The sequence below is a fragment of the Bradyrhizobium sp. CCH5-F6 genome (assembly GCF_001556045.1).
Classification (GTDB): domain Bacteria; phylum Pseudomonadota; class Alphaproteobacteria; order Rhizobiales; family Xanthobacteraceae; genus Bradyrhizobium.
In genome coordinates this window covers 1-23,993 of record NZ_LSIC01000173.1, presented here as the reverse complement: position 1 = coordinate 23,993, position 23,993 = coordinate 1, and the positions used below count along the sequence as shown (strand labels likewise).

Annotated in this window: 21 protein-coding genes; 1 reads left to right on the top strand and 20 read right to left on the bottom strand. The window is 60.6% G+C overall.

The features are described from left to right. Nucleotides 1–359: 359 nt before the first annotated feature. The 17 genes from AX729_RS29180 to AX729_RS29100 form a co-directional block, all read right to left on the bottom strand. Nucleotides 360–1,397 (bottom strand): glycosyltransferase family 2 protein, encoded by a 1,038-nt coding sequence (locus AX729_RS29180; protein WP_061027642.1) that lies wholly within the window; start codon nt 1,395–1,397, stop codon nt 360–362. Next, complete coding sequence (locus AX729_RS29175; RefSeq protein ID WP_197433700.1) at nt 1,387–2,535, bottom strand: glycosyltransferase family 4 protein; 1,149 nt, start codon at nt 2,533–2,535, stop codon at nt 1,387–1,389. The genes AX729_RS29180 and AX729_RS29175 overlap by 11 nt, the downstream gene beginning before the upstream one ends. 112 nt (nt 2,536–2,647) lie before the next feature. Further along, on the bottom strand, nt 2,648–3,946 hold the full coding sequence (locus AX729_RS29170; protein ID WP_197433699.1) for a GNAT family N-acetyltransferase: 1,299 nt from the start codon (nt 3,944–3,946) through the stop codon (nt 2,648–2,650). After that, complete coding sequence (locus AX729_RS29165; RefSeq protein ID WP_156457273.1) at nt 3,927–5,021, bottom strand: hypothetical protein; 1,095 nt, start codon at nt 5,019–5,021, stop codon at nt 3,927–3,929. Before AX729_RS29165 ends, AX729_RS29170 begins: the two co-directional genes overlap by 20 nt. Nucleotides 5,022–5,027: 6 nt before the next feature. Next, the gene (locus tag AX729_RS29160) at nt 5,028–6,320 is read right to left on the bottom strand and encodes an O-antigen ligase family protein (protein ID WP_156457272.1); all 1,293 of its coding nucleotides are present in this window, start codon (nt 6,318–6,320) and stop codon (nt 5,028–5,030) included. A 322-nt stretch (nt 6,321–6,642) separates the two neighbouring features. Next, nucleotides 6,643–7,500 carry a glycosyltransferase family 2 protein gene (locus AX729_RS29155; RefSeq protein WP_061027637.1) on the bottom strand — a complete coding sequence of 286 codons (858 nt, stop codon included), beginning with the start codon at nt 7,498–7,500 and terminating at the stop codon, nt 6,643–6,645. A 165-nt stretch (nt 7,501–7,665) separates the two neighbouring features. Beyond that, nucleotides 7,666–8,823, bottom strand: coding sequence for a glycosyltransferase family 4 protein (locus tag AX729_RS29150; protein ID WP_197433698.1), 1,158 nt, complete (start codon nt 8,821–8,823; stop codon nt 7,666–7,668). Nucleotides 8,824–8,882: 59 nt separating this feature from the next. Next, nucleotides 8,883–9,920, bottom strand: a complete 1,038-nt coding sequence (locus tag AX729_RS29145) for a glycosyltransferase family 2 protein (RefSeq protein ID WP_061027635.1) — start codon at nt 9,918–9,920, stop codon at nt 8,883–8,885. A gap of 178 nt (nt 9,921–10,098) precedes the next feature. Beyond that, nucleotides 10,099–11,241, bottom strand: a complete 1,143-nt coding sequence (locus AX729_RS29140; protein ID WP_061027634.1) for a DegT/DnrJ/EryC1/StrS family aminotransferase — start codon at nt 11,239–11,241, stop codon at nt 10,099–10,101. Then, on the bottom strand, nt 11,238–12,239 hold the full coding sequence (locus tag AX729_RS29135; RefSeq protein ID WP_061027633.1) for an NAD-dependent epimerase/dehydratase family protein: 1,002 nt from the start codon (nt 12,237–12,239) through the stop codon (nt 11,238–11,240). The genes AX729_RS29140 and AX729_RS29135 overlap by 4 nt, the downstream gene beginning before the upstream one ends. Beyond that, entirely contained in the window at nt 12,236–13,405 is a 1,170-nt protein-coding gene (locus tag AX729_RS29130; RefSeq protein ID WP_061027632.1) for a DegT/DnrJ/EryC1/StrS family aminotransferase, read from the bottom strand. The genes AX729_RS29135 and AX729_RS29130 overlap by 4 nt, the downstream gene beginning before the upstream one ends. A 99-nt stretch (nt 13,406–13,504) precedes the next feature. After that, nucleotides 13,505–14,014: an acyltransferase gene (locus tag AX729_RS29125; RefSeq protein ID WP_061027631.1), complete on the bottom strand. Its 510-nt coding sequence runs from the start codon at nt 14,012–14,014 to the stop codon at nt 13,505–13,507. Between the two features lie 27 nt (nt 14,015–14,041). Then, nucleotides 14,042–15,517: an oligosaccharide flippase family protein gene (locus AX729_RS29120; RefSeq protein WP_061027630.1), complete on the bottom strand. Its 1,476-nt coding sequence runs from the start codon at nt 15,515–15,517 to the stop codon at nt 14,042–14,044. A gap of 49 nt (nt 15,518–15,566) precedes the next feature. Continuing rightward, complete coding sequence (locus AX729_RS29115; protein WP_061027657.1) at nt 15,567–16,628, bottom strand: Gfo/Idh/MocA family protein; 1,062 nt, start codon at nt 16,626–16,628, stop codon at nt 15,567–15,569. Between the two features lie 71 nt (nt 16,629–16,699). Then, on the bottom strand, nt 16,700–17,962 hold the full coding sequence (gene wecC, locus AX729_RS29110) for a UDP-N-acetyl-D-mannosamine dehydrogenase (RefSeq protein ID WP_061027629.1): 1,263 nt from the start codon (nt 17,960–17,962) through the stop codon (nt 16,700–16,702). Next, nucleotides 17,955–19,079: a non-hydrolyzing UDP-N-acetylglucosamine 2-epimerase gene (wecB, locus tag AX729_RS29105; protein WP_061027628.1), complete on the bottom strand. Its 1,125-nt coding sequence runs from the start codon at nt 19,077–19,079 to the stop codon at nt 17,955–17,957. Before wecB ends, wecC begins: the two co-directional genes overlap by 8 nt. 3 nt (nt 19,080–19,082) lie before the next feature. Continuing rightward, on the bottom strand, nt 19,083–19,877 hold the full coding sequence (locus AX729_RS29100) for a WecB/TagA/CpsF family glycosyltransferase (RefSeq protein WP_061027627.1): 795 nt from the start codon (nt 19,875–19,877) through the stop codon (nt 19,083–19,085). 178 nt (nt 19,878–20,055) lie between these two features. Here AX729_RS29100 and AX729_RS29095 point away from each other — a divergent pair, with 178 nt between their 5' ends. Beyond that, on the top strand, nt 20,056–20,943 hold the full coding sequence (locus AX729_RS29095) for a glycosyltransferase family 2 protein (RefSeq protein WP_061027626.1): 888 nt from the start codon (nt 20,056–20,058) through the stop codon (nt 20,941–20,943). Between the two features lie 16 nt (nt 20,944–20,959). Here the strand turns inward: AX729_RS29095 and AX729_RS29090 are convergent, their stop codons facing one another. From AX729_RS29090 to AX729_RS29080, 3 genes are all read right to left on the bottom strand, one after another. Next, complete coding sequence (locus tag AX729_RS29090; RefSeq protein WP_245325445.1) at nt 20,960–22,132, bottom strand: hypothetical protein; 1,173 nt, start codon at nt 22,130–22,132, stop codon at nt 20,960–20,962. A gap of 24 nt (nt 22,133–22,156) precedes the next feature. After that, entirely contained in the window at nt 22,157–23,581 is a 1,425-nt protein-coding gene (locus tag AX729_RS29085) for an HlyD family type I secretion periplasmic adaptor subunit (RefSeq protein WP_245325441.1), read from the bottom strand. Next, nucleotides 23,578–23,993 (bottom strand): ATP-binding cassette domain-containing protein (locus AX729_RS29080; protein WP_156457271.1); only part of this gene is annotated, 416 nt, incomplete at its 5' end. The genes AX729_RS29085 and AX729_RS29080, both read right to left, overlap by 4 nt.

The window sequence follows — 23,993 nt, the reverse complement described above, 5'->3', positions numbered from 1 at the left end:
TGATCGAATGGCCTGAGGAGGCCCAGCGAACTTGCGCCGCGAATCAATACTCGCTTCGCGATAATGAACTTAATGGCAATAAATAACAGGGGTCATTGCGACAAAGTAGACCGGCCGCCCTAACCAAAGCCACGACGCCAAGCCAACGCCACAATATTTGGAATATTTGAGCGAGTTCGACCAATTCCACCGGACTGTTCGGGGCCGAAGACTGCAAAGCGCGGATCGCTCCCCGGACTACTCGGACTCACACGCGGCCCCGTCCTGCGCGGCGCCGCCCAATTTGAGGTTGCCCGCCCGCGCAGAACATGCAGGCGTGAGCCTCGCCCCAAGATATCGAAGCTGGAAATACGCAGCGCCTATATGGACCGCGGCAATCGCATGAATGCGTCGGGCTTCCCGGACTTTCCTCGTACCCCGTCCATGAGGCCGACCAGGGTAATCTTGCCGGCCAGGGGGGCGCCGATAGCAGCGTACCTGACGGCGTGCAGCAAACCCCATCCAAGGTGAAGCACCCACCGGCGTCCGGCCCACCGGCGCGCGAACAGGATACTGTTGCGCGCGGACAGATAGACCGAAAGGAATGACTGCTTTCTGAAATCAGTCGCAGACCCGATAGCGGTGCCGCCAACGTGGCGTATGACCGCCCGTTCCGCGAAGCCGATCCTGTGCTTGCCGCGGCGTCGCCCCCAGTCCACATCCTCCATGTAGAGAAAATAGTCCTCGGCCATCAATCCGACGTCCTCGATAAACGCACGCGTGACCAGCACGCAGGCGCCACTAATCGAATCGATCCGTGAAAGCACCTCAGGCGCGGGAGATGTGCCCGCCGCCAAATTCCTGCCGACGGCGAGAACCCGGCCTGTGACGGGCGACCATTGAAGTCCATAGTTGATGATCTTGTCCGGCGCATGATCGAAAACCAGGGTGCCACCAATCATTCCGAAGCCCTGATCTGCCTTGGCCATCAATTCCGTCAGGCAGTTATCGTGGACCTCGGTATCGGGATTGAGAACGAGCACAGCTTCCCAGCCGCGCGTGCCGAGCAGGCGTTCGAGCCAGGCGTTTACCCCGCCGCCATAACCGAGATTATCCGTCGCGAGTCCAATTCGAACGATGATAGGCCGGTCCTGGAAACGGCATTTGACGACGGAGCCAAACCGTCCGCCGGGTGTATCCACGGCATCATCTTCATCTTGAATGCATGGCAGCATTCGCTCCTGACCGATAAGCGCATCTACCAGGGCCTCGAAAGCTTCCCGTCCACCGTTCTCGCAAACGAAGACTTCAAACTCCTGCCAATCGGACGCTGCGAGCGACCTCAAGCAGCGCTGAATGTCGTCGGGATTGCGGTACCCGACGATCAGCACCGCAAGCTTTGCGCGATCAGAGGCCATTGCCAAGACATTCCTTGATCTGCTGACGGCGCTGGCTGGCGACCTCGGCCCAGACGAAACGTTCTGCGCGCGCGACAGCGGCCTCGGACATTGTTCGTCGAAGCTCGAGGTCGCCGGCCAGCGAACGAATGGCCTCGACCCAACGCGGCGCATCGTAAGGATCGAGCACAAAACCTTCACGACCGTCGCGCACGAAGCGTCCTGCCCCCATCTCCGTCGTGATGACCGGAAGTCCGGAGCCGCACGCTTCGTACATGACCAAGGGACTCCCCTCCTCCAGCGAAGGGAATATGAACAGGTCGGCCGATCGATAAAGCGCGCCAACGTCTCTGAGGTAGTCGAATACGATCACATCATCCCTGGCAAGAAGGCCGGCGCACTTCTCCTTGATGGCAGGCTCCATCTCCCCTGCAAGCACGAGCCTTCCCTTCACCCCGCTCCGGGCCCAGTAATCCAGAAGCAGATGCGCCCCTTTCCTCACACAAATAGCACCGACGAACACCGCTGTGACGCCATCATGCGGTGCGAGTAACGGCCGCCTTCCGGAAAGCCGTGCCGGCTCCCAACCATAGCTCGCGTTCAAGAACTTGGATCGAGGTACGCCGTTCTCCAACAATGAGGCCTCGACCAGCGGACTGGGACAAAACACGTGATCCACCGCCGCCAGGACTTGTGCCTCACGATCGACCTTCTCGGACGTGATCCCATGCGCCGCACCGACCCCGAGCCGCTCGTACGCCTGATCAAGAATCCTCTTTGCGGTCCCGGTGTGGCAATTGAACTGTTCACGAAAGACGGTGACGCCGCGCCGTTTCAACTCCTGGATCGTATCCAGGCTTGCATCGGGCCAAAGATAGGCTGCAGCCCTGTTCGATTGCGATTCATCAATGGAAGAGAGAAATACACCCTCGATTTTGCGGCCGACCCAGCCTCGCACGTACCGGTACGGGATGTATCGCGCCCAGTTCGGCAGGACCTGGACGAGCTTTACCGATGGCAACGCCCACTGCGCCCGCGGCGTCACGAGCGTCACGTCGAAATTCTCGCCCGCCATCCCCTTCGCGAGGGAACCGCAGGTATAACCGACTCCCATTCCGTTGAGTGGCAGCGGCATGAGCACGCCGAGTGAGACGCTCATTGCGACCTCGCGCTCAAAAGCTCGATCCTCCTGTGACCAACACATCCAGGATCTCCCGCCATGACTCCGCGGAGCTTCCCTCGCCACAGGCCTGTTGCGGCGGGCTTCAAAGTCATGACGGCGGAACCCGATAGGACGGTTGGCCGCTAACCCCGGTACGCCACTTTCGCTTAATTCCGGCAAGCCATGATCGCCCCAGAAAACTCTTGGCCAGACGATTCATCTTACCAACGCCGGTGCGCAGGAGGTTGATGCAGACCGCCTTCAAGCGCGGGGCAAAGATGTAAACCGTCGACTCCTGTCTCGAGAGGTTGGCCAGCATCTCCTTGTAGGTGGCATCGCCGATGCCAAAGTCTATCAGCCGTGCCGGCCGGCTCGACGACGCCTGCAGCTCTTCCAGTACGCTTAGAATCAGGTGGAGACCGGGGCCATACTTCGCGTAGGCAGGATCGTAGGACACATACTCGCTGAGAAAGACTCCATTGCGCAGCGAGCCGATCCAGAGAGCGGCCGGCTGGCCGTCGAGGTAAAGAATGTATCCTCGCAGCCAGCCCTTGCTTGCCTCGAAACGGAGGCGCGATCGGATGATCGGCGTTTCCGAGAACCCGACACCCAGCCCCCGCTGATAGGACTTGGCCGCGATGGTCTCCGCGTCACGCATCAACTGATCCAGGTCGGCCGACGAGCCAAATCGCTCGATCCTGCTTTCCGCAAAAGCGCAGGCGATATCTTCGATGCGCTTGCGCTGGTTGTATCGTCCCTTCTTCGGAAGGCCAGCCAGGAACGAACCAGCTTTCTCCGGAAGTGCACGCAACCGGTGAGCTTGCGGGCTGATCAGATGATCGGCGCACCACCAGGTCGGAAGACCGCAGGCATGTTTGACGAGGGGGGAGCTGATCTCCGGAGAATGAAACGAGGCTGCATCGGCCTCCCCGGCTGCCAGCGACTCCATGATGCTCTCGAGCAGCATCCTGGCGTTTTGCTCGGAGATCTCGCCCAACCAGCCGCCGTGCACGATCTGCAGCACTCTCAACTCGGGAACGGGGAGAGCAAAATACCCGAGCTTGACCGGCACATGGCTCACCTCCAATCGACCGACGAGAAGCGCGCTGGGAAGCCCTCCTTCGTAGAGGACCACGACGTGCGGCCGTTGAACCTGCGGATATGTGTCCAGGATGAACAGGAAAAAGTCGATATCCGCGTCTCGAGGCGGATTGCACGAATTCCAGAAATCTCGAAGCGGCTCGATCTCGGAGCTCGTTCTGAGAACCCTGATTTGACGGCGCGCAGTGGTTTCATTCATGGCGTTGACCTGACGAAAACTCCCTTGGCTCTCTTTCCTGACCCTGCCCGACGCGGGTGAAGCCAGGCCGATACAGGGCCGCGCGCGATCAGCGATGAGATAGCCCACCTGCCTTGGCATCCTGCACGATGGCGCCCGTGAGCATGTTCACGTTGCGCAGATAGATCGACTTGACGCTGTTGTCGTTGGGTCCGCCGCGGATCGGACCGCCAAATGCCAGTCCCGACGAGGTCCTCGACGGATCGAAATAGTTGTCGTGCACCGTAAACGTGTTCACGATGTCGGCGACGGTGATGCCAGTGAATGCGTTGACCGTGCCGGTGAACGTATTGTTGCCGATTTCGCCCGAGATGATCCTGCCGGGGTTGGAGCCAATGTCAGGCTCCACCATGAACCCCTGGCTCGCACCTCCATTCTGGGCGGTCGTGTTATACGCGATGGTCACCGTGAACGGTCCATCGATGAACTCGGTGTAGTCGCCGTGCGCGCCAGGCGCCATGCCGGCATTCTGAATGAGGTTGTATCGCAGAACGAGACCTGCCGCCCGGCCGCCATTGTGCATTTGAACCATGTCGCCGCCGGCGTTCTTCAGCCAGCAATACTGCACCGTCAACGATCCTGAACCACGACTCTCGATAAGGCCGCTGACGTCGGGGTTGTTGCGGCCGTCAATCGTGCTGTAGGCGACCGTCACGTTCGACGACGACACGGCCGCAAGGACGGGCTTGTTGCCGTTGGAGCCAACAATGAAGTTGGAGTTCTGAATCTTCGTATCCTCACCCTGGACAACGACGCCCCAGCCGCCATCGAGAGAGAAGTCATAGCCATCCAGCGTGATGCCGTTTCCCGTTACGGTGACGATGCGCATCTTGCGATCCACCGATACCCCGCTCATCGAGATCGCGGCAGGGTCCTTGAGCTCGATCGCCGTTGGGCGGCCCACGCAATAGTCGACCCCGGCAACAGACCAGGAAGGACGAGCGCGATATCGGCTCAGCAGTTCGGGATACTGAATGTCGCAACGGGGCGCGCCGGACGCCCCGTCGCCTTGCTCGCTGGATGCCTGCGGCGCCCCCGTGTCGTTGGCCGCCCTAGCGAAAGAGTGAGCTGCGTGGAACGCCAACCCCGCAGCAAATGAGCAGGCAAGGAAACTCCGAACGGCAGCTCTCAAAGACGACTGCATGGGTACCTACCACCGACGCTCGGTTGCTGGAACATAGACCGGCGGAGCGTACCAGGCGGAGTAAAGTTCACTGATGTGTCTCGTTCCCAGAAAGTGTTCGTATAGAGAGGCTCGCACTCCGATATACGCGCCCCAGAGCATCCACATGGTGTTCCAATAGTGCACGGTCAGCCCGACCAGCACGAACGTCATCACCGCAAGCGTAAAGCCCGATCGCACGCTGTCCATGTAGGGATCGAGCGTCGGGCCAGCGGTCTTTCGTCCAAACCCGACGAAAAAGGAGGTCACATTGGCCAACAGCATGAAGACAACGATTGGAACACCAAACCGAAGCGCGATGACCAGCCAGACGGCGTCCACCGAGGCATTGTCGAAGAATTCCTGGCCTTCGCCGATATCGCCGAACCCAAAGCCCACCAGGGGAGAGAAACCGATGTTGTAGAACGCTCGATCCCATGTGGCCTGGCGAAAGTAGCCGGTCGAGGGATCGAGAGTGAGGTGCGCGACGATCCAAGACGTCGGATTGTTGGTAGTCGCGTAGATGAAGACGAGCCCGGCTCCGATGACCGCTGCCAGCGCCTTCCATCGCCATGGAGACGATTTCATGAGCCGGTCGTAGCTATAGACCGCCAGGACTACGAAGAACATCAACATGGGGGCTGAAGACATCGCCAGGAAGCATCCGACGAACGCAACGCCGACCCAACCTATTTGCGCCAATCGGCGTTGCTCCGAGTATAAAAATACGGCTGCGGCAGCGGTGCAGAATGTCCCGTAAGAAATCGCGTGCGGAAAGACGGACGCCGCCCTCATCAGTCCGTTCCTGTACTCCGGATCGCTGTTTAGCCCCAGAAAGCCGTTGACCACGAGCTTTCCCGACATCTGGTCGAGCATCGCGACTGCAACGATCAACGCTACAGCGACCTTCAAGGCCTTGACGAACTCGGCGACGGCCAGGTGCCCGAAAATGTATGCGCGCGCGACAATATAGCCGCCGAGGAGTTCGAGCGTCACCGCTCCAGCCGACGACAGTTCGGCGGAACGGCTCTCCTGTGCGGATACTCCCAGCATCCACATTGACGCCAGAAAGACGAACAGATCGCATGCAACGAACCGCCGCCCCTTCTGCAGCAACAGACAGAGGCCCGGAATCAGGAGCAGAGCGATAACGAACCGTTCGGGATTAAACTTTGCCCCCCCGAGCAGAAAGCTCATGTCGCCGGGCAATACGACACCGAGAAAGAACAGCCAGATGGCGAATGGATGAGCGCGTTGCGGAGCTGCACCGGCACTCGCCATCAGCCTGGGCTCCAGCTCCGCTGGACCCTTCGCTACCGCAACGTTGGGGAGGCGGTTCCTCGACGACATTAACCCCACCTGTTGCACCGACGGGCTCACAGTGCCTGCCCGAGAGCGGGCCCTTCACTATGCCGAAGCCATTGAATTAAAGATGATCAATGACAGCCCTCAAGTGCCGCGCCGCCCCTTGGGGCGACCATCCGAATATTAAATATTAATACGCTGCATTATTATATTTGGCAAGCAATTAAATGTATCGCGATAATTTACGATTAATGATCGCTCGGGAGGTCACTGACCTGCCCCAAGACCCCCACCTGCATCACGCTGGCGTCAGGCGGCGCATCTCCGGCAAGGAAGCAGCCAGCATCCGGTCCATTCCCAATTCCCTCGACTTCGCGCCGGGATCTGACGCCCGCTGAGTCGAATACGTTGACCGTCGGAAAATCGCCTTATAGCGCATCCGCAGGCGCCGCATCGGCAAAACCAGCGGATTTCGGCTGATGGTACCGCACGTGGTCTGGACAGGGAGGCGATCTCGCCATTTCCGCACCATGTAGCGATAGGATCGAACATAGTCGGGGCCCAGCGATAGCTGCGCCTTGGCGTTGTGGATCAACGGCATGTCCAGACCGTAGCAGGACCTGCCGAGCCTCTGTGCTTCGAGGACGATGTCGGCCCCGTAGAGATGAAATTCCGGCAGCAAGGGATCGAAGGATACGCCCGAGTCGCGGCGAACAATGATCGCCAATTCATCGACGCTGACCACCGGTACAGGTACCGTCAGTACCCCTCCATGAATGCCTCCGGTTTCCGGAAACAATGGGGCGAGCGAGGGATCCCACGCACGACCGACCACATCCCCCGCTGCCGTGACGCTGCTCGTTCCAGCGACGGCCCAACGGCCATCTTGCTGCGTGAGCCGTCGGATTTCCCAATCGAGCCGCTCAAACCAGTATTCGGGGAAGAAAACATCGCAATGGGCGAAGATGAGGATGTCTTCTCTCGCATCTGCGATCGCCCGCGCATAGGCGCTGGAAGCGCTAGGCTGATTCCACAGAACCGTGAGATTGACGTCACCTCTGGCAATCGCCGGCGAACGCCGAAGGTCGCGATCGAGCGTGCTGACGTCCGTCGATCGAGCACAGGTATACACATGGAAACTGGCGCCGGAAGACATCACGATTGCCGCCTCATTATAATAATTAAATCTACCTTTATATTGACCAGAGCGCCAGATCGCTATCAAGCCTCGACAAATAATTGTATCGGCACAAAGCTAATGGCCGGGGCAGTCTCCCGCTGGCACAATCCGAACATCGACGGTCCGGGCATGGCGCCGCTGTTACTCCGCTCTCACTTCGCGCTTGCCAGGCGGTGCATTCACTGAAGTTGCGCCACTCCTTCGTCCCATCGCCTCCTGGATGAGCGTTGCTATCGCTCGTCCGCCCTGCGCAGGAGTGTGACGCGTCTCAAATTTGCGTCTCGCCGCACGTCCCATTTGTTCCCTCAGCGAAGGGGACGAGAGGAACTCCATCACCCTCCTGCTCATCTCCCCGACATCGAATCTCGCTACGCTGAAGCCCGCGTCCGGCTCGACAAATCTCCGCGCTGCATCGCTCGCGTCGAAGCAGATGGTCGGCTTGCTGCGTCGGGCAGCTTCCAGAACCACGAGGCCGAACGCCTCCTCCCGTGAGGTCAGGAGAAAGACGTCCGATGCAGCGAAATATCTATCGACGTCGGCCTTTCGCCCGACGAAGCGCACCGGTGCGGTCGGCGCCTCACTTTTGAGCCTGTCCTGCATGCTTTTGACTTTGTCCGACGCGCCGCCAACCCACAAGAACTGGACATTCCGCCCATTGACGCCGCCGGCGACCTGCCGCGCGACCTCTATGAACAGGTCCGTGCCCTTTCGCGCCTCGATCGTGCCGCAACCGCACACGATGCTCACGTCCGGCGAGATATTCAACTCATGCGCGAGGCTGATACGCGCATCCTCTGCGTCAGCGCAACCGTCTTCGAGCTCGGGAATGAACGGCTCGACAACGTGGATCCTGTGCGGTGCGATGTCGAATTCCCCGATCAGGCAATCCCGCACGGCGTCGGACACCGCAATGTATCGGGGCCGCCGCCGTTCAAGCGCTGCGAGATTCTTCAATCCGACGCTTCGAATGGCTCCTGCCAGTTCGTGGACGTGACAGATGACTTCGCAATCCCCGACAGGCAATCGTTCGAGCAGCCGCCCGGAAGCGATCGAATTGACGTAAACGAGACCGAAACGCTCCCTCGAAAGACTCTCCTGCAAATGGGCCAGATGAATGGACCGCAAGAAACGGTGCATACCGACGCGTCTTGTGACACGATAAAGCACGTCGCCGGGTTCGGCGGAGTCGACCCTGCCAAGCATGGCGAATTCACCGGTGAGTTCGCCCGGACTGGCTGTCACCGTACGGAAGGAAACGGAATCGTTGCGACGAAGCCAGCGTTGTACGCTGAGGAGCATGATTGGCGCTCCCGTCCGCGACGCCTCATGGCTGAGGAAGAGCACCCTGTTCGTCATATCTAGCTCTGCCGATCCTCGTCGGCGCGCAGAAAGGGAATGGCTGCTGAAGCCTGCAACGCCTTCCGCCATGGCGCGTTCGACTTGCCCACCAGGGACAGGAGCCTTTGGCGCCCCTTTGACCCAGGCATCCGCAGAAGCCGCCATATCGGCGGAAGATAGCGCATTCGCGAGTCGAGGCTCATGGCCCAGCGCAGGAGCTCCAAGCCGCTCTCGATGCGGCCCTGTCGGATGTAGTTGATCCCGCTGTCGAAGGCCTGATCGGCGAGCGAACGCGCCACCTGCCGCTGCAACAGCGGTATGTCCCGGCGCAGGTCGCGACAGGTCTCGAAGAAGCTGTCGAACGCCGCTTTTCTCTGTCCATACTCCGCCATCATTTCCGCGAGATAGGCGTTCGACATGGCGGAATCGTGCTTTCGATAGATCCCCTGCACTGCATCGATTCTGGCGACCTCCGTGTGCGCCCCAAACCGGAGCCACATCTCGAGATCGCCGCTGTGAGGAAGCGATGGTCGATAGCCGCCGACAGCCTTCTGGACGGACGTTCGCGCAATCGCTGTCGCCACGGCCACGAAGCAGGAGCCGGTCCGGCACATGTCCGCCACCAGGTCCTGCCTGGTCCATCGCAACTCCTGGACAGGGCTGACGACCGGCCGAGGAGTGTCCCGACGCCACACCGGGCATTCGCCATAAGTCAGGCCGACTTCAGGGCAGGAATCCATGACTTCCGCCGCACGTTCGAGCGCCCCCGGCACCAGCAGGTCGTCCGCGGACAGCAGCAGAAAGTAATCGCTGTCCGCCCACGCGATCCCCTCGTTGTATGTTGCAATATGTCCCTTGTTGGCTGCGTGGGCCACAACCTGGACACGCGAATCGCTAGCCGCGAGGCCGCGCGCGATTTCGACAGAGGAATCCGAGGATGCGTCATCGATGATGAGGACCCGAACGTCCGAGATGGATTGATAAAGGACGCTTCGCACGCAGTCCGTCAGGAAGCGCCCGTAGTTGTGGCAGGGGACGACGATGTCGAACTTGGCCATCGCTCAGATTCTCCCGTGGTGGCGGCCTCTCGCAACAAGAGGCGACTGCGGCGACCGGCGCCTGCTGCGTCTCGACAACTCGACTACGCTTTCCCGGTCATCGGCGTCCATCTGCGGCCGGCGAAAGCGAGACCGCGTGAAGCGAGCAAGTGTCCGCCGGCTCTCGGCCTTGCAATGGCTATCCTCGCGCCAGTTCCGCTCTAAGACACTCTGCGACGCGAAGCTGCTCTGTCTCGCTCATCTGCGCATAGATCGGCAACAGGATCGAACGATCCTGTGCGAGTTCCGAGTGGCGAAGGTCATGCCGCTGCTCCGCCTTCGCGTAAGGCGGTTCGCGATGCGAGCACATGATGCCGCGACGCGTCGCGATCCCCTTGTCAAGCAGACTTTGCATGACCGAGCGCTGATCGAAACGGTTGGCAAGGCGGACGCAATAGCTTTGCCAGTTGGACCTGGCCCATTCGGGCTCTGCCGGCAGCCGCAAACCTTCGAGGTTGCCAAGCAGTTCAGTGTATCTGGCCGCCACGGCGCGGCGGCGGGCCACGAGGTCCGGAAGCCGCTCAAGCTGCTTGCGCCCGATCGCGGCCTGCATGTCGGTCATCCGATAGTTGTAGCCGGAAACAAGGTACTCTTCGAAGATCACCTGGGCAGAACCATGCCGCACCGTGTCGGGAACGCTCATCCCGTGTTGGCGCAGGAGCTTGAACTTGCGGTCGAGCCCGGCATCAGCAGTGGTAAGCATTCCACCCTCGCCGGTCGTGATCACCTTGCGGGGGTGAAAGGAAAAGCAGGCGATTCGACCGTGCGGCCTGCCGATCCGTTCCCAGTTCTCCTTGATCAGGATCTCGCTGCCGGCCGCGCAGGCTGCGTCCTCGATCAGGGGAATACCATGGCGATCCGCCAGCATGGTCAGGGCTTCCAGATCGCAGGGCATGCCCATCTGGTGAACCGCGATGATCGCGCGGGTGCGCGGAGTCATCGCATCCGCCAGTCGGCCGGGGTCTATGTTGTAGGTCTCCGGATCGACGTCTACGAAAACGGGAACGGCGCCTTGATTTCGGATCGAATTGGCCGTTGCAATGAACGAATGACTGGCCGTGATGACCTCGTCACCTGGTCCGATGTCGAGGGCCGTCAGAGCGAGTTGCAGGGCCGTCGTGCAATTGGACACGGCGCACGCAAAAGGCGCCCCGACGAAAGCGGCGAATTCACGCTCGAAGGCGGCCACCTGCGGTCCCTGCGAAACCCAGCCGGAGAGGACGGCCGCTCGCGCCGCGTCGGCCTCTTCCTCGGCAAGGACCGGCATTGCGATCGGGATCATGATGCCGCCGCCTGGCCCTGACCGACCGCACTGAGCTCGCGTTCGGCGAGCCACCACTTCACGAGATCTGCAAGTCCCTGCTCGAGCGAGACGGAGGTGCGGAACCCCAGCAGACGTTCGGCCTTTCCGGTCGAAGCCAGGCGGCGCGGCACCGGGTTGACCGAGCGCTCCGGCGCGAACTCGGGCGCCATTTTGGGGTGACCCATCACGGAGGCAAGGACTTGAGCAAGCTGCACCAGGCTCGTTTCGGTACCGCTCCCCACGTTGAACACTTCGTCGGTCACCTTGGCCCGAGCTGCCAGTATGTTTGCACGGGCGACGTCGCGCACATGCACGAAATCCATGGTCTGCTGGCCATCGCCGAAAATGACCGGTGGCAGACCGGCTTCGAGCCGCTCCATCCAGCGGATCAGCACCTCGGTGTAACGCCCGTGAATGTCCATGCGGCTGCCGTAGACGTTGAAGTAACGGAACGCCACGTAGTCGAGACCGTACATGTCGTTGAAGGTGCGAAACAGACCTTCGTTGAACGCCTTTGCGGCACCATAGAGAGTTCGGTTGTCGTAGGGATTCTGTCGCTCAGTGGTGGGAAACTCCTCCGCCATGCCGTACACGGATGCGGAAGATGCTGCGATCACCTTCTCGACGTCGTGCCTGACGCAGAGCTCGAGCAGGTCGTACGTGGCGTCCACCATGACTTCCTTGGCCAGGCGTGGCTCAGCGGCGCAGTGCGTGATACGCAGCGCGGCCTGGTGAAACACGATATCGGCCGCCTTGACCAGCGCTCCCATCAGCTTGCCGTCGCGAATGTCGCCGTGGACCAGCCGCACCGGGCCGCGCCCCAGCGCTCGCCGGAGATTCGCCGGTCGTCCTCGCACCATGTTGTCGAGGGCCACGATCTCGATGCAGCCTTCGTCGCACAAGAGGTCGATGATATGGGAGCCGATGAACCCCGCTCCGCCCGTAACCAAGATGCGTTTGCCCTTGAGATCGATCAAGACGCCCTCCTATTGTTGGGCTCTGCTGAAACATGATCCTCTTCGCGGCCAATAGCCCGAGAGAACTCCAGCGGCGCGGCCGTCTTCAACGTGGAGACGACTTCGGCCACCTGCTCCGGCAACAGCTCCGGATAAATGGGAAGCGAGAGAAACTCGTCGGCGAGCATCTCCGTGACGGGGAGATCGCCAGGTCGATAACCAAGCTCCGCGTAAGCCTTTTGCAGATGGACCGGAACCGGATAGTGAATCCCGGTGTCGATGCCGGCATCCCTCAGCGATCTGAGCGCCTCGTCGCGCCGCGATAACCTGACGGCATACACGTGATAGACGTGGCGGCTGTACCAGGGCGGCCGAGGGCAAGCCAATTGAAGATCCGACAACAATTGATCGTATCGCCCGGCGAGCGACCGGCGCGCCTCCGTCCAGGACTCAATATGATTCATCTTGACGTTCAGCACCGCACCCTGGATGCCGTCCATGCGGTAATTGTATCCAGCGACAACGTGCTTGTACTTGGCCTCCTGCCCCCAGTCCCGCAGCAGCGACACGCGGCGCGCGAGGTCCGGTCGGTCGGTTACGACTGCCCCACCCTCGCCAAACGCGCCGAGATTCTTGCCGGGATAGAAGCTGAAGCACCCGAGATCGCCGATCGAGCCGGCGCGGCGGCCCTTGTATTCCGCCCCGTGGGCCTGCGCGGCATCCTCGATGACGATCAGACCGTGACGGCGGGCAATCGACATGATCGGATCCATGTCGGCCATCAGTCCATGCAGGTGAACCGGCATGATCGCCTTCGTCCGCGGCGTGATCGCAGCCTCGATCAAGGAGGGATTCATCGTCCATGTAACGGGATCGACGTCGACGAACACCGGCTTGGCGCCGCTGTAGAGAATGGCCGCCGTCGTCGCAACGAACGTCATCGAGACCGTGATGACCTCATCGCCCGGGCCGATACCGGCCGCGAGCAGCGCGAGGTGAAGCGCCGACGTGCCGCTGTTAACCGCGCGGCAGTGAGCGGTGCGGCAATACTCGGCAAAGCGTTGCTCGAACGCCGTCACCTCGGGGCCGAGGATAAAATTCGCGCTTCCGATGACTCGCGCCACCGCTGCGTCGATCTCCGGCTTGATCTGGCTGTATTGGGCTTTCAAATCCAGGAAAGGTATCAAGGTGAAAAACCTTCGGGTGGCCGGCGTTATGATTTAAATATTAAAAGATCATTATCAGATTAATTCAAGAGTAAATATGCATTCGATCGTTTAAATGGTTTATGGCGTTCCCGCCCCGCGCTCACGTCGCAAGGCCGGCTGTTCTTCAGCGAACAAACATCGCGCCGGCACTCCCGCCACGACCGCGCCCGGCGGCACGTCCCTGGTCACCACCGCCCCGGCGCCAACTGAGGCGCCAGCGCCTATTGTCACACCGCACAGAACGGTTGCATTCGAGCCGATGGACGCTCCTCTGCCGACACGGGTGCGCTGCAACGTCCAATCCGAGGCGCCTTGAGGCCGGCCATCCGCCGTGGTTGCGCGCGGATGCTTGTCGTTCGTGAACATGACCCCATGGCCGACGAACACCTCGTCCTCAATCGTGACGCCCTCGCAGATGAAGCTATGGGAGGAGATCTTGCAGCGTGCGCCGATCGTGGCGCCCGCCTGGATTTCGACGAAAGTGCCGATCCGGGTCTCGTCGCCCACCGTGCAGCCATAGAGATTGACCAGCTCCGGGTGGAAGATTCTGACATCGCGGCCAAGCCGTACGTCACTTGTAATCGGCATCTTCGTCTCCACAGTAACCGCGAGGCTCTACAGGGCCGTGCGCGACAGTCGAAACCTTGGCGCAATGCGGGCAAGACCGGCTATCGCCTGATGAAGGTGATGGAGCAAGGGGTGGCCGGTCAGCAGCAGCCCCAGCCACCAGCAAATGGCCGCAGCACACGTCGCCAGGGCGAGCCCGGCGAGGGGCGTCAGCAATCCGGCTTCCATCAACGCCACGCAGCTTGCGACGCCCAATCCAGTTGTCGCCGTCACGAGTACGCTCCTCATGAGCGCTCGTACGAGATCCCTCGGCCCGAAGCGGAGGTGCCGTCCGATGAAGTAGATCGCGACCGCAGCCTGAAAGGGCAGCGTCAAGAGTGCGGATGCGGCGACGGCCTGCACACCGAAGAAGGATGCGCCTAGAATGATGAGAAGCGACGGCGGTAGCGAGATGAAGGAGGAGATCAGTGCATCCCGGACGCTTCCAACGGCTACGAGTACCGGAAAACTCAGGCACGCCGCAAAGAGCGCCATGTTCGCGATGCACAACAGGCGCACGAGTGGAACGATCTCCAGCCAGGTCGGACCGAGCCAGATCGCAATGATCGGCTGGGCCATCAAGGCCACGAACACCAGGAAAGGCCATTGGGCCACGGAAAGCAGTTGGATCGCGTCGAGGTAAACGGCCTTCAGGTCGTCCCCGGCTTGGCGCTTTGCGACGATCGCCGGCATGATGACGGGGTTCAGGACCTGGGTGACAAGCCTGTCAAAAACCTGCGTCAAATTGATCGCGCGGCTATACAGACCGACGGACGCCAAGTCGAGAATTCTGGCCAGAAACAGCTGGGGCGCCAAATTGTAGAAGACATTGATGACGCTGACCCCGCTTGAATAAAGGCCAAAGCTCACGATGTCGCGGCATGCCGAAAGCGAAGGACGCAGAACGCCGGGATTTCGATGGCCCATCAGCAGCGCCAGGGTCAGGATCACGTTTCCTGCCAGTCCCCCCCAGATCGGGGCCATATAGCTCCATCCTGCCATCGCAAGCCCGATGGAGACCAGAGCGACCGCCACACCAGACGCAAAGTTGCACACGGCCAGCGTTCCGAACTTCATGTCCCTCCGCAGCAAGGCAGATATCGTTCCGGAGATCGGCAGGAGCAGAAAATTCAGGGCCGAGGCCTCGATGGCTCGCTTCAAGCTGTCCTGCGCAAACAAGTGCGACAGACTGTCAGCGAAGACGAACAGAAGAGCGGCAATCGCGCCCGAAATGCCGAACGTCAAGGTGAAGGCCGAGCGGACATCCTCGGCCGACAAATCACGCTTCTGGATCAGATAGTTTCCGCCCCCGAACTCCTGAAAGGAGGACGCAATGACGAGCGAGATGGCGTTGACGACCGCAAAGACTCCAAATTCCGCCGGCGACAACAAACGAGAAAGCACAGCGGTGGCGACAAAGAACAGGACGAGACTGCCATAGCGGTCGGCCGCCGAGAAAAGAATGGAACGTTCGACCGAATTCATCGCGAAACCGTCGCCTTTCGGCTGCTAGCAATGCCCGCCGACATCACATCTAGGCCGTGGCCCGGGCGCGTTCCCGGACCGGATGCGGTTGCTTGAGGAGGACCGGCTTCCCCTGCGCGGCTATCGAGCGCGACGCCGCCTCCAGCACTTCAACCACGCGCAATGCGGAGATGCCGCCGGAAATCGGCTGGCTTCCGGTGCGTACGCAATCGACGAAATGCTCCACCTCCGTCTGCAGCGCCTCCGTGGGGGCGATATGCGGGGCCCACATGTCGCCCGCGCGGTATCCGATCCGAAATTGATGTGCATCCTCGGGAGGCCCGTCGAGCGTAATTCCCTTGTCGTAGAGCTTGATCTTTTCGGTCGGCTCGAGATCGTCGTAGACGATCATCTTCTTGCTGCCACCGATGAACGTCTGGCGCACCTTGACGGGCGAAAGCCAGTTGACGCTGACATGGGCCACGCACGCGTTGGCGAAAAACAAGGTGATGTGGGCCATATTCTCCGGCGAGCCGGCGACATGGCACGATCCGGTTGCCGAGACGGCAACCGGCGCTTCATCGAGGATATGGTGGATGATCGAGATGTCGTGCACGGCCAGGTCCCAGATCACATTGACGTCCTTCTGGAACAACCCGAGACTCGCGCGTGTGCTGTCGTAATAGTAGATGTCGCCGAGTTCCCGGTTGAGCAGGAGCTCCCGGATCTTCTGGACCGCCGGCGTGTAGAGGAAGGTATGATCGACCATGAGCGTCAGTCCGCGCCGGTCCGCCTCGTCAATCAGGCGGGTCACGAGCTCGGCACTCGCCGCAAGGGGCTTCTCCACCAGCACATGCTTGCCGGCTCTCAGTGCTGCCATCGCCAGCTCGTAGTGCGTATGCACCGGCGTAGCGATGGCGATTGCATCGATGCTGCCGTCCTTCAGCAGATCTTCGTAGCGAGTGGTCGTTTCCACCGCCGGGTAAAGCTGCTTCATCGCCCCGAGCCTGCCTGGGCTCAGGTCGCTGACGCTGACGACGCGAGTGGCAGGATTGACCGAGAAATTGCGAACGAGATTGGGGCCCCAATAACCGTAGCCCACGACCCCGATTCCCAGTTGACTATCGCGCATGCTGACCTCGATGCAATCCAGAGAGAACGCTTCCAATCATCCCGTCGCCGACGATCACTGCACGCCGGGTATCAGGTTCGTGCCGGCATGTCCTGCCATATGCCCCGTGTATCAATGACGTCGAGATGCCGACGATCCGAGAGGGGCACCATCTTGAACTCATCATGATCGACGAGGAGAATCGCGATTTCGCAACTGCGCAGAGCTTCATCAATGCTCACGAATGCGACGCGATGATCGGCCAACTGAGGCGGTAGACGGCGCAGATTCGGCTCAACGACCTTGATCCGCTCTCCGTATTTCGCCGCGAGATGCGTGGCTATCTCCATGGCCGGGCTTTCACGCAGGTCGTCGACGTTGGCCTTGAAGGTCAATCCGCAACAAGCGATGCTTGCATAGGGATGATCGTCGATCAGCGCCTCCGTGCGCTCGATGATCTTCTGCGTCTTGGCATTATTGACTTCCCGGCTCATCCGCATCACGCGCGCGAGATCCGGCGCGGAGTCGATGATGAACCAGGGATCGACCGCGATGCAGTGCCCGCCTACTCCCGGTCCCGGCCGCAACACGTTTACGCGAGGGTGGCGGTTGGCGATATCGATCACTTCCCATACGTTGATGTCGAACCTATCGCAGATCAGCGAGAGCTCGTTTGCAAACGCAATGTTGGTATCGCGGAACGCGTTTTCCGTCAGCTTGACCAATTCGGCTGCGCGCGCCGTCGTGCCGACGCAAGCGCCGCGAACGAACATCTTGTAGAAACGTTGAGCGCGCCGCGTGCAGGTGGGCGTAATTCCCCCGATGCACCTGTCGTTGTTGATGAGCTCGGTGAGGATGCGGCCCGGCAAAACGCGTTCCGGGCAATAGGCAACGTAGATCGCGCCGTCTTCCTTGCCGTTGACGCCTATGTGCAGATCCGGCCTGCGCTCAATGATCCGCTTTGCGATGGCCTCGGTGGTCCCGATCGGCGACGTCGATTCGAGGATGACGAGATTGCCCGGCGCAAGGATATCGACGATATGGTCGACTGCCGCATTCACGCTCGACAGATCTGGATGGTTTTCGCGATCGATCGGCGTCGGCACTGCAATGATGAAGACGTCGGCCGGCTGTGGTTTGGTCGACGTCGTCAAGGCACCGCTCGACACGACCTTGGACACGAGGCCATCGAGATCGGGCTCCGCAATGTGGATTTTTCCGGATGCAACCGTATCGACGATGCGCTCGTTGGTGTCGATACCGAGCACCTGAAGGCCCCGGCTCGCAATCAGCGCCGCGGTCGGCAGTCCGATATAGCCAAGTCCAATGACGTTGATCTTTTGGAATTCAGGCATCGAGAAGAACCTTCACGATACGCTCGCTCGCGTGCCCGTCACCAAACGGGTTGTGCGAGCGGGCCATGGCCGCATAGGTCTCGTCATCGTCGAGCAGGCGAAATGTCTCGGCAACGATCTTGTCGTGGTTCGAGCCGACGAGGCGCGCCGTCCCGGCTTCCACCCCCTCGGGGCGCTCGGTCGTATCGCGCATCACCAGGACTGGTTTGCCGAAAGTGGGGGCCTCCTCCTGGACGCCACCCGAGTCGGTCAGAACCAGATGCGATAGCGAGAGCAGGCTCACGAAGTCGGTGTATTCCTGGGGGGAGATGAGGACGACCCTCGGGTGATCGGACAAGCGGGACGCAAACAAGTCGCGGACATTCGGATTCGGATGCACAGGGAGCACCACGGCAACGTCTTCCCTGCGCAGGATCGTTTCCAGCGCGTTCACGATGTTGATGACGCCACCGCCGAAATTCTCCCGACGGTGGCAGGTCACCAGGATGATGCGCCGGTTACCATGGCGCTTCTTGATGCCGTCCCAGCGGCACGAGAGTCCGGGATCGGATTCGACCATCGCTTTCGCGAGGATGAGAGCGTCCACAACCGTGTTTCCCGTGACGTGGATGCGGTCATTCGAGACGTTCTCCGAACGCAACGCGCGTGCAGCGCGCTCGGTCGGGGCAAAATGCTGATCGGCGATCGAGCCGACGATCTTGCGGTTCACCTCTTCGGGCCATGGGGAAAAGATATCGCCGCTGCGCAGCCCCGCCTCGATGTGGGAGACCGGTATCCGGTGATAGTAGGACGCCAATGCTCCCGCCATTGCGGTCGCTGTATCGCCCTGGACGATGACCCTTGTCGGCTTCACTTTCTCGAGGAGCTCACCAATTTGTCCGAGCAGCCGAGCGGTCAGATCATCCAGCGTCTGATTGGCCGTCATGACGTTCAGATCGAAATCAGGAACCACCTTGGCGAGCTTGAGGACCTGATCAAGCAACTGTCGATGCTGTGCCGTCGCGCAAATCGTGATGGAGATGTCCTTGCCCTTCTCGGCCTTGAGGCGGTTGATGACAGGGAAGAGCTTGATTGCTTCGGGCCGGGTCCCCAGAAGGATGAAGAAATGCTTGTGCACGTCTCACCCTCCAATCCGACGCGGGCCCGGCGGCACAGTGCCGGGTCCACGAAGCGTGTGATGAACCGCCTGCTTGACGAGCGCTTGCGCCAGGATGCCAGCGAACAGCGCGTTGGTCGCGGCGTATCGCCGCCACATCCGCCGGGGCTCCTGATAAATGCGGTACAGCCATTCGAGGCCCAGCCTCTGAATCCGATCCGGTGCGCGCCGAACGGTGCCTGCAAGAACATCGAACGCGCCACCCACACCCATGATGAACGGTACGCCGAGATCGTCACGATGAGCGGCGAGAAAGCGCTCCTTCCGTGGTGTCGGCATGCCGATGAAGAGACAATCGGCCGCGCTGGACTGGATGTCCCGAACGACGTCATTCTCCTGCTCGGGTTTGAAGTAGCCGTCGTGCCAGCCCGCGAAGACCAGTGAGGGATGCCGCTCGCGCGCGCGTTGCATGGCCTGCTGCAGTACGGCGGGGGTGGCGCCCAGGAAATAGGGCTTGAAGCCTTCCTGCGCACATACCGCGAGCAACTCCACCAGAAGATCGACGCCGGCCACTCGCGAGGTCGCTGGAAGCCCCAGCGCTCGAGCGCCCCAAAGAATCCCCATGCCGTCGATGCCGACAATGTCACTGTTGGCGACATCGGCGGCGAGCACGGGATCGGATCGCATATTGACGAACTTGGCGACGTTTAACGCGACATGCTGCAGCCGTCGGCGGCTACGTATGGCGCTTCGCGCCAACTCGACCGTCTCTGCCATCGTCAGCAGGTCGATAGGGCACGCCAGGAACGATGCACGCATTTGAAACGAACTCCGAAAATGCAATTTGGTTTAAGTTGCATTTAAGATTATAATAGAGATAATAATCATCGAATATTTAATTGCAAGGATTAAATTGAACTTCTGGCAAGGCCAAAACAGGTAGCGCCGCGCTTGTGCTACGCAGCACACCAACCTGAATTAAATAGGATCATGTCGAATGATTTCGGTCATTATTCCCCACCTCAACCAGGCCGGTGCGCTGGAGGCCTGTTTGAAAAGTCTGGATGCACAGACCCTCGCCCGGGACTTGTTCGAGGTCATCGTGGTGGACAACGGCTCCGCCGTTTCCCCGATCGACGTCGTTGCCGGCCATCCTGACGTAAGTCTGAAATACGAACCGCGTCCCGGTCCGGGGCCGGCGCGAAACGCAGGTGTTGCCGCTGCCAAAGGCGAGATCCTCGCCTTCATCGACGCCGATTGCAGAGCTCATCCGGACTGGTTGAGCAGCGTGATGGAGCGGTGCTACTCGTCGCCGGCTGGCACGGTTCTCGGGGGCGACGTCCGCATTTGGCAACCGGACAATACAGAGCTGGACGCCATCGCGGCTTACGAGAGCGTGTTCGCTTACCGCTTCAAGCTCTATATCGAGCGTCACGGCTATTCAGGCACCGGCAATATGGCGGTGTTTCGCCGAGACTTCGATCGCGTCGGCCCTTTTGCCGGCATTGACGTAGCCGAAGACATGGAGTGGGGACAGCGTGCGCTGCGCGCCGGACTTCGATTTCGGTACGCACCTGAAATGGTCGTCTTCCATCCGGCTCGGGGCTCTCTCCAGGAGCTCTACGCCAAATGGGATCGGCACATCGCGCATTATCGCAAGATGGCGGAAGGTCGACCTGCCTGGCAGTTGCGCTGGACCGCCCAGGCGTTGCTGGTTTTCGCATCGCTCGTGCCGAACGCCGTGACTGTGCTGAGCAGCGAGCGCCTGCATGGTACCCGCGTCCGCCTCAAGGCTATTGCGGTCTTGTGTGCCATCCGAACGCACCGTGCATTGACGATGCTCTCGCACCTGCGAGGCCAGCGAGCGGTCGCCTGGAATCGGTAGCGAAACGAGGATTCCGTCAGACGGGGCAGAAGGCAGCATTGTGGGTCAACTCCGGCAAGTCGGTACGCCGGCCGAACGACCACAGGATCCAGCCCAGTTCGTAGCTGCGGCACTCGAGCCGCAGCTCCACATTGGCGCCATCGATCAGCCGCTCCCCTCTGCTCAGCCAAGCGTTCTTGACCGCGCGCAATACGCGCGGAGCCCTTGTTGCGAGTTCACCCTTTCGAACCTGCGAGCGGAGGGTCAGACTCAGTTCAGGTACCAGCATGGTCCGGCCCAGCTGGTTGTGGCCGAGGACCCAGTTGAATCCCCTGATCAAGGCGTCCCGCGACTGTCTCTGCCCGAAGCGCTCGGCCCATTCCAGCAGCGCCGGGGCCATTCCATACTGATGGACCGAATAGACTTCGTAGAAATCAACGACGCGGCCGCTCGACGCATCGAAGAACCATGGCCATTCGCCTTGCGGGCCTTGAAGCGCGATCAGATTGCGCACGCATGTATCGGCCATGACGAGCGCGGACGCGTCGCTGGCGAATTCGCCATATTGATAACAGGCGATCGAGAGATAGGTCTGCGTCGCAAAGGACGAGAAACGGCGACGAAGGCCAAACGGCGCGTCGAAGAACAATCCCGATTCGCTGTGAAAGCGTTCCTTCAGGAAACGATAGAGCGGCCTCGCGTAGTGCAACCACTCTTTCTCCCCTGCCCTCGCCTGGGCAACGACTCCCGTGAGCAGCATGCCAAGATCCTGCGCACGGAAGCTCTTCCATTGGCTCTCATCGGCAAGAATGGCTCTCAGCTCGCATTTGACCGGGTCCGGTATCTCCAACCCCAGCTCGGCGGCACTCCATAGCGCCATACCAAAGGCATATTTGCGTACGGGAAGCTTCGTGAGTTGCAGGACGTTGCGACGGAATATCTCGGGGATATCGATGCCATCCGGAATTTCGGCAACGCGGGACATCCCGAGAAGAACGTTGAGGGTGTAGAATACGTCGCTGCTCGGTACCGACTCGTTAGGCGAAGAACGTCCATCGAGATGGTAAATGTGCGACCACCGGCGGTGCTCAGGCAACCAACAACGTTCCAGCCCGTTGAGCGCGTAATTCACCAATGGAGCATTTTGCGAGAGCTTGCTCGCAGCCGTCGGCACCACGAGCTTCACCCCAAGATTCGAACTAATGATCATGATCAATCGCCATCTCAAGCCGGGTCAATATTCTCGGATGCCTTCATCCAGTCCGCGCAGCAATGGATAGAGGAAGTAGGAAATCACCGTACGCTTGCCGACCTTCAGTTCGGCCGTCACCGCCATGCCCGGGATCAGCTGAGTGCGCTCAGGCGGCAGCCGAAGGTGCGTGTCGGACAAATCGACCAGTACGCGGTAATAGGGAGCTGGCACACGGCGCGCACCTTCGGCTTTCGGATCTGGAGAGAACGTGTCCTGACTGATGACCCGGACTTCTCCCGTGGCGGTTCCGTACTTCTGGAAGGGAAACGCTTCGAACTTGATGCGGACCGGTTGTCCAAGCGACACCTGACCGATATCCCGCCCCTCGACATTGACCTCCGCCTGAAGAGGCACGTCGCGCGGAACCAGCACGAACAGTGTCTCCGCTTCACGAACCACTGAACCAACGGTGCGGTTTGCAATTTCCAGCACTACGGCATCAGCCGGCGCCTGCAGGACGATCAACTGTCGACGAAGCTCGGCTTTCTTCAATTCCTCTGCCGCGCTATTTCGCTTCGGCAGCGTCTCCACCAGCTCCTGATAGCTGGTACGACGAAATTCCTCGGCGAAGACCTTCTGATCAGCGTTGGCCTTGTCCACCCGATGCGCACTGTCGGCGATACTTCCACGGACACGCGCCAAATTGCTCTCGACCTCGAGCCGTGCATCGCGAGATAGCAGGAAGTTCAGCCTCGAACCGACCTCCTTGTCCATCAGTGCGGATCGCATGGCCTCTATTGAACGCATCGTTTCGAGCCGCTGCAGAAGAACTGCCTCTTCGTTCTGCGCCGTCTTGAGATTGGCTTGAGCGGAGGCGATCTGCGTGTCGTAGTTCTGGATCTGCGCTTCATAGGCGGCCCTCCTCTGCAGGAACATCTTGCCCTGCAGGATCTGGTCCGCGTTCGTGAGATCCTTGACCGTATACTCGGTTCCGTTCAGTTCGGCGCCCAGGCGGTTGATCGATGCTTCGAATCCAGCCAGCCTCCCGCGCAGTTGATCGAAGTCCGCCTGCGAGAAAGTCGGATCGAGGGTCGCCAGAAGGTCGCCGCGGTTGACGCGATCACCGGCCTTGACGTGGATCTCGCGGATGACCGACGTCTCCAGCGGCTGCACGACGAGGTTGGGGCGTGTCGTGGTCAATTTTCCCTGCGCCGTAACGATCATCTCCACTTGCGAGACGGAGGCCCAGGTCACCGCAAAGGCGATTAGTGCAAGAATGCCGTAGAGTGTGACACGCGCCAGCCGCGGCGGCGCCTGCTGCTCCACCTCCGTGGCATCGCACTGGAATTCGGCGATCACCCGCGCTCGCCCCGGCAACGGCCTGAACTTTCGCCGCCGCTCGACCGTTCTGGCCACGACCGGACCGTCCGGTTTCGCATCCGCGCGTGATTGCCTCGTCTGCTTCATGCAGTCTGCTTCATCTGTTGGTTCCACAAATGTCGGTAGATCGTGCATTTCGACAGGAGGTGGTCGTGTCGGTCCATGTCGACGATCCGCCCGCGGTCCATCACCAGGATCTGGCTTGCTTCGGTCAGCATCGAGAGCCGATGCGAGACGATGATGACGGTACGCCCTGCCGCCAAACGGCGGAGATTGCGCCTGATGATCATTTCGCTTTCGGAGTCGAGCGCGCTCGTCGCTTCATCGAAAATCACGATCCGCGGATTGACGATCAGGGCCCTCGCGATCGCAATCCGCTGCTTCTGGCCGCCGGACAGGTTCGAGGCGTCTTCCTCGAGCATGGTGTCGAAGCCGCGGGGCAGCTGCGGATTCCGACGAAGTCGCCCGGGTGTACCGATATGAAGTCGCCCGGGGATTC

Excerpts from the sequence above, each read along its gene's own strand:
- AX729_RS29180 (WP_061027642.1), bottom strand. The coding sequence starts at position 1,397 with ATGGCCTCTGATCGCGCAAAGCTTGCGGTGCTGATCGTCGGGTACCGC.
- AX729_RS29175 (WP_197433700.1), bottom strand. The coding sequence starts at position 2,535 with ATGAGCGTCTCACTCGGCGTGCTCATGCCGCTGCCACTCAACGGAATG.
- AX729_RS29165 (WP_156457273.1), bottom strand. The coding sequence starts at position 5,021 with ATGCAGTCGTCTTTGAGAGCTGCCGTTCGGAGTTTCCTTGCCTGCTCA.
- AX729_RS29160 (WP_156457272.1), bottom strand. The coding sequence starts at position 6,320 with ATGGCGAGTGCCGGTGCAGCTCCGCAACGCGCTCATCCATTCGCCATC.
- AX729_RS29155 (WP_061027637.1), bottom strand. The coding sequence starts at position 7,500 with ATGTCTTCCGGCGCCAGTTTCCATGTGTATACCTGTGCTCGATCGACG.
- AX729_RS29150 (WP_197433698.1), bottom strand. The coding sequence starts at position 8,823 with ATGCTCCTCAGCGTACAACGCTGGCTTCGTCGCAACGATTCCGTTTCC.
- AX729_RS29145 (WP_061027635.1), bottom strand. The coding sequence starts at position 9,920 with ATGGCCAAGTTCGACATCGTCGTCCCCTGCCACAACTACGGGCGCTTC.
- AX729_RS29140 (WP_061027634.1), bottom strand. The coding sequence starts at position 11,241 with ATGATCCCGATCGCAATGCCGGTCCTTGCCGAGGAAGAGGCCGACGCG.
- AX729_RS29125 (WP_061027631.1), bottom strand. The coding sequence starts at position 14,014 with ATGCCGATTACAAGTGACGTACGGCTTGGCCGCGATGTCAGAATCTTC.
- AX729_RS29120 (WP_061027630.1), bottom strand. The coding sequence starts at position 15,517 with ATGAATTCGGTCGAACGTTCCATTCTTTTCTCGGCGGCCGACCGCTAT.
- AX729_RS29115 (WP_061027657.1), bottom strand. The coding sequence starts at position 16,628 with ATGCGCGATAGTCAACTGGGAATCGGGGTCGTGGGCTACGGTTATTGG.
- wecC (WP_061027629.1), bottom strand. The coding sequence starts at position 17,962 with ATGCCTGAATTCCAAAAGATCAACGTCATTGGACTTGGCTATATCGGA.
- AX729_RS29100 (WP_061027627.1), bottom strand. The coding sequence starts at position 19,877 with ATGCGTGCATCGTTCCTGGCGTGCCCTATCGACCTGCTGACGATGGCA.
- AX729_RS29095 (WP_061027626.1), top strand. The coding sequence starts at position 20,056 with ATGATTTCGGTCATTATTCCCCACCTCAACCAGGCCGGTGCGCTGGAG.
- AX729_RS29090 (WP_245325445.1), bottom strand. The coding sequence starts at position 22,132 with ATGATCATTAGTTCGAATCTTGGGGTGAAGCTCGTGGTGCCGACGGCT.
- AX729_RS29085 (WP_245325441.1), bottom strand. The coding sequence starts at position 23,581 with ATGAAGCAGACGAGGCAATCACGCGCGGATGCGAAACCGGACGGTCCG.